This window comes from Mycobacterium sp. (assembly GCF_039583805.1).
In the GTDB taxonomy this organism is placed as follows: domain Bacteria; phylum Actinomycetota; class Actinomycetes; order Mycobacteriales; family Mycobacteriaceae; genus Mycobacterium.
Genome location: NZ_JAVKSH010000168.1, coordinates 1 through 4,460, shown reverse-complemented (window position 1 = coordinate 4,460; position 4,460 = coordinate 1). Strand labels below are relative to the sequence as shown.

Here is a 4,460-nt window from a genome sequence, read left to right as displayed (position 1 = left end):
GACTAGCAGCAGCACCGCGCCGGACCCGGTGGCGTAGGCGGCGAAGATGGCCACCAGCCCGGCGTAGCTGGCGGTGGCCTGGGCCTGGGCGATGACCGCCAGCAACACCCCGACGGTGCAGGACAGGGAGGCGACGGCATAGCCGACGCCGAAGCCGGCCAACCGCCACGCTCGGGTTGGGGCGGCCGCGGCGGGGGTGACGGCGGGCAGGCGAAGCCGCACGGTGCGGCCGGTGATCATCACCGCGCCGAGCAGCAACAGCACCAGCCCGGTGACCAGCCCGAGCCAGGGCGCTAGGTGGATCAGGGCACGCGCGCCCACGCTGATCGCCAGCCCGGCGCCGACCAAGGTGCTCGCGAAGCCGATCGTCAGCGCGGCGGCGGCGCGCAGGGCGCGGGCCAGCCGCACCGGCAACGGCGCGGCATCGCCCAAGGTGTAGCTGATCCATGCGGGCAGCAGCGCGAAGCCGCACGGGTTGACCGGGGCGAGCATCCCGGCGGCGAAGGCCAGGGCGAGCAGTCCGTTCACCGGGCGCCCGCCGCGGCGAGGGCTGCGCGGATCTGGTCGGTGGTGGGGTCGGTGGCCCGGTAGGTGACTTTCCCGGCGGGGTCGACGACGAGCAGGGTGCTCAGCGCGGAGACCTGGTAGGCGCGGCTCAGGGTGGCGCCGGTGTCGATGGCGGTGGGCAACTCGGGGCTGTTGATGGCATGCAGGAAGCCGCTGATGGCGTCCTTGCTGTCGCCGGGATCCATGTCCACGGCCAGGAATTGGGCTTTGTCGCCGACCGTGGCCGCGGCCTGGGCCAGGGACTTGCCGCCGCCGAGGCATTCGCCGCAGCCGACGGAGAAGAAGAACACCGCGGCCGGCTTGTCGGCGGGTATCCGGACGGTGGCGCCGGCGAGGGTGGTCACCGTGCTGGTGGGCGGGGTGGCGGCGGTCGGCGCAGAGCCCCTCGTGGAAGTGCATGCGATCAACGCGCTCGCAGCGAAGGTCGTGAAGGCGGCGGCGAGGAAGGCGCGGCGGTGGCGCAGCACGGCCGGACGTGTCATCGGTGGCGGGGACCCCTCTCGGTGTCGGGGGCCGGGCTGATGCGGGCGCAGCAGTCCAGGGCGGCGGCGTTGTCAGCGGCCAGCGACCGGGCGAGCATGACCAGGTCGGCGACCCGGGGGTCGCCGACGGAGTAGCGCAGTTTGCGGCCGTCGCGTCGGGCGACGACGTAGCCGCAGTCGGTGAGGCACGCCAGGTGTATCGACACCCGTGGCTGGGTGATCCCGGCGTGCTCGACGCAGTCGGCGACGGTGCGTTCACCCGCCAGGATGTATTCCAGGATCTTCAAACGGGTGGGATCGGACAGGGCGCGGAAGAACCGCGCCACGGTATCGGAATGCGAACAGCCGTCGTCCACCACCGCGGTCACGGCACGGCCGGAAGCGGGGAACATGCGCGACCTCCAGACCCTCAGAGCCATTCGCTGACTATTCGTTGAAGCGAATACTATGCTTCACTGGAACTATTCGTCAAGGCGAATACCCAGATGGGTTGCGGCTGTGCGGCCGGACCCCGCGACACGGAGGAGACTCGGGCCATGACCCACAGTTCCCGATATGACCTGGCGGTGATCGGTTCGGGTGGAGCGGCGTTCGCCGCCGCGATCGCCGCGCGCAGCAAAGGGCGCAGCGTGGCGATGATCGAACGCGCCACCACCGGTGGCACGTGCGTGAATGTCGGGTGTGTGCCGTCCAAGGCGCTGCTGGCTGCCGCCGCGGCCCGCCATGTCGCGGGCGCGCAGGCGTTCCCGGGGATCGCCACCGATGCCGGCCCGGTGGCTATGGCCGCGCTGATCGCGGGCAAGGACCGCCTGGTCGAGGGATTGCGCACGCAGAAGTACATCGACCTGGCCGCCGACTACGACTGGCCGATCATGCACGGCCAGGCTGCCTTCGTCGACGGTCCCGCGTTGGTGGTCACCCCTAACGACAGCGGCGATGCCGTGCGGGTGGAGGCGGCGAAGTATCTGGTGGCGACCGGATCGGCGCCGTGGGTGCCGCCGGTCGACGGGCTGGCCGAGTCCGGCTATCTGACCTCGGCGACCGCGATGGCGCTCGACCGGATACCGGAGTCGCTGCTGGTGCTCGGTGGCGGCTACGTGGGTTTGGAGCAGGCGCAACTGTTCGCCCGCCTGGGCGCGACGGTGACCGTCCTGGTGCGCGGCGAGCGGCTGGCGCGGGCGGAGGAGCCGCAGGTCAGCGCGGTTATCGCCGGTGTGTTCGCCGACGAGGGCATCGCGGTGGTGACGGGCGCGCAGCTACAGCAGGTCCGCCGCGGCCCGGTCGGCGAGGTCGCCGCGATCGCAGTCGTCGACGGCGCCCGCCGCGAATTCAGCGCCGAGCATATGTTGGTCGCGACGGGCCGCCGCCCGGTCACCGACGGATTGAACCTGGGTGCGGTCGGAGTGCAGGTCGGCGACCGCAGGCAGGTCCTGGTCGACGAGCACCTGCGCAGCAGCAACCCCCGGATCTGGGCTGCCGGTGATGTCACCGGGTATCCGCAGTTCGTGTATGTCGCTGCCGCGCACGGCAACCTCGTCGCCGACAACGCCCTCGACGGCGCCGAGCGCACCCTGGACTACACCGCGCTGCCGCGGGTCACGTTCACCACCCCGGCCATCGCGTCGGTGGGGCTGACCGACATTGCGGCCGTGCAGGCCGGGTATTCGTGTGAATGCCGGGTGCTGCCCCTGGACTACGTGCCCCGCGCGCTGGTCAACCGCGACACTCGGGGGCTGGTCAAGATCGTCGCCGAACGCGGCAGCGGCCGCATCCTGGGCGTGCACATGATCGCCGCCGGCGCCGGCGACGCGATTCAGGCTGCCGTCTACGCGGTGCAATCCGGCATGACCACCGGGCAGATGGCCGGTACGTGGGCCCCGTATCTGACGATGGCCGAGGCGCTGAAGCTCGCCGCGCAGACCTTCACCCGCGACGTCACCAAACTGTCGTGCTGCGCCTGACCGAACCCCGAAAGAAAAGGCATCCCTGTGGTGACCGCTCCCGCCCAACCGGTGCTTACCCGGCATCGACGATCGCAGGGCGGTCGCTAGTGCGGTGCGCGTAACCGCCGGACAAACTCGGCGGCGGCCGTGCCGATCTCGTCGGGGCTGTCCTCTTGGACGAAATGCACACCACTGACCGTGATTTCGGTTTGGTTGGACCAGGTGCGAATGAACTCTCGGACGCGGCCGCGGGCGATCGCCCCGGGTTCGGCGTTGATGAACAGCTTGGGCACATCACCTTCGGACAGCCATTTCGCGTAGTCGTTCACGACTGCCACGACGTCTGCCGGTTCGCCATCGAGGGGGATGTTGCGCGGCCACGACAAGGTCGGCCGGCGGTCCTCACCGGGGTTGCGGAACGGCGCCCGGTAGTGGTCCATCTCCTCTGCGGACAATTTGCGCAGCACCCCACCGGGCAGCATCGCCTCGACAAAGATGTTTTTTTCCAACACCATTCGCTCGCCCTCCGACGAGCGGAGCCCCCCGAACGCCCCCTGAAGGCTCTCGTCGAAATCCGTCTGGATCAGCGGTGTGACGATCGCTTCCATGTGCACGATGCCCTGCACGCGGTCGCGGTGCTGGTTAGCCCAGTCGAAGCCCAGCGCCGAACCCCAGTCGTGCAGCACGAGCACCACCCGGTCGCCGAGGTCCAGCTCGTCCCACAGCGCGAACAGGTAGTCCCGGTGTTCGGCGTAGTGGTAGCGGTCCGGGCCTGACGGGCCGAGCTTCTCGGAGCCGCCCATCCCGATGAGATCGCAGGCGACGAGCCGGCCAAGCCCTTCCAGGTGCGGCATCACATTGCGCCACAGATACGATGACGTCGGGTTACCGTGCTGAAACACGATCGCGTCGCCTTCGCCTTCGTCGATGTAGGCCATTCGTTTGCCGTTGACATCACGGAATCGCAACGCTGCGTACGGTTTTGGTCCGGCCACGTTGATCCCCTTTCGGTTCAATGCGTTTCAGACATTTTCACGGACCCGGCGAGTGCCTCACTGCCGCCGCGCCCGGCACCGCACTCGCGGCAATGAGAACTGCCAACTGTAACGCAACTGTAACGGGAATCGGTGATCATTGCAGCTGGCCGCCACCTCTCACGCACAAGACCGTGGTCCTCATCAGCGTCCATCTGGTCGGCGGCCCGCTGTCATCGAAGTGTATGACTGCTGACACTCCCGCCCGACCACCCGGGCCGACGGTGGTACCAGTCGCCGCCGATGCCGTCGTACCGCGACGTCTCGAACACAAGTGCGCGCCGCCCAACTGAGCAACGAGCCCACCCTGAAAATCACCAGCAAGCCTTGTCATTTCGATGACACTCGCGGGGCGACTGAAGTCTGCCGCTCGTTGCAGCGATGAGCACGACGACGAGAAGGAGTGATCATGACGATCGGATTAGTCGCCCTCG

The 4,460-nt window shown here is 68.8% G+C and carries 5 protein-coding genes; 1 reads left to right on the top strand and 4 read right to left on the bottom strand.

Going from position 1 to position 4,460, the window contains the following annotated elements; all coding sequences use genetic code 11:
• The 3 genes from ABDW21_RS16335 to ABDW21_RS16325 form a co-directional block, all read right to left on the bottom strand.
• A partial coding sequence (locus ABDW21_RS16335; protein ID WP_343603178.1) for a cytochrome c biogenesis protein CcdA occupies positions 1–528 on the bottom strand: 528 nt, incomplete at its 3' end.
• Positions 525–1,049 carry a TlpA disulfide reductase family protein gene (locus tag ABDW21_RS16330; RefSeq protein ID WP_343603176.1) on the bottom strand — a complete coding sequence of 175 codons (525 nt, stop codon included), beginning with the start codon at positions 1,047–1,049 and terminating at the stop codon, positions 525–527. The genes ABDW21_RS16335 and ABDW21_RS16330, both read right to left, overlap by 4 nt.
• A complete protein-coding gene (locus ABDW21_RS16325) occupies positions 1,046–1,441 on the bottom strand; it encodes a metalloregulator ArsR/SmtB family transcription factor (protein WP_343603174.1) in 396 nt (131 codons plus the stop codon). The genes ABDW21_RS16330 and ABDW21_RS16325 overlap by 4 nt, the downstream gene beginning before the upstream one ends.
• 144 nt (positions 1,442–1,585) lie before the next feature.
• On the opposite strand from ABDW21_RS16325, the gene merA reads away from it, so the two are divergent.
• Positions 1,586–3,010, top strand: coding sequence for a mercury(II) reductase (gene merA / locus ABDW21_RS16320; RefSeq protein WP_343710750.1), 1,425 nt, complete (start codon positions 1,586–1,588; stop codon positions 3,008–3,010).
• 86 nt (positions 3,011–3,096) lie between these two features.
• Here merA and ABDW21_RS16315 read toward each other — a convergent pair whose 3' ends face one another.
• Positions 3,097–3,987 (bottom strand): haloalkane dehalogenase, encoded by an 891-nt coding sequence (locus tag ABDW21_RS16315; protein ID WP_343603170.1) that lies wholly within the window; start codon positions 3,985–3,987, stop codon positions 3,097–3,099.
• Positions 3,988–4,460: the final 473 nt, after the last annotated feature.

Coding starts and splice junctions, on each gene's coding strand:
- ABDW21_RS16330 (WP_343603176.1), bottom strand. CDS start 1,049: ATGACACGTCCGGCCGTGCTGCGCCACCGCCGCGCCTTCCTCGCCGCC.
- ABDW21_RS16325 (WP_343603174.1), bottom strand. CDS start 1,441: ATGTTCCCCGCTTCCGGCCGTGCCGTGACCGCGGTGGTGGACGACGGC.
- merA (WP_343710750.1), top strand. CDS start 1,586: ATGACCCACAGTTCCCGATATGACCTGGCGGTGATCGGTTCGGGTGGA.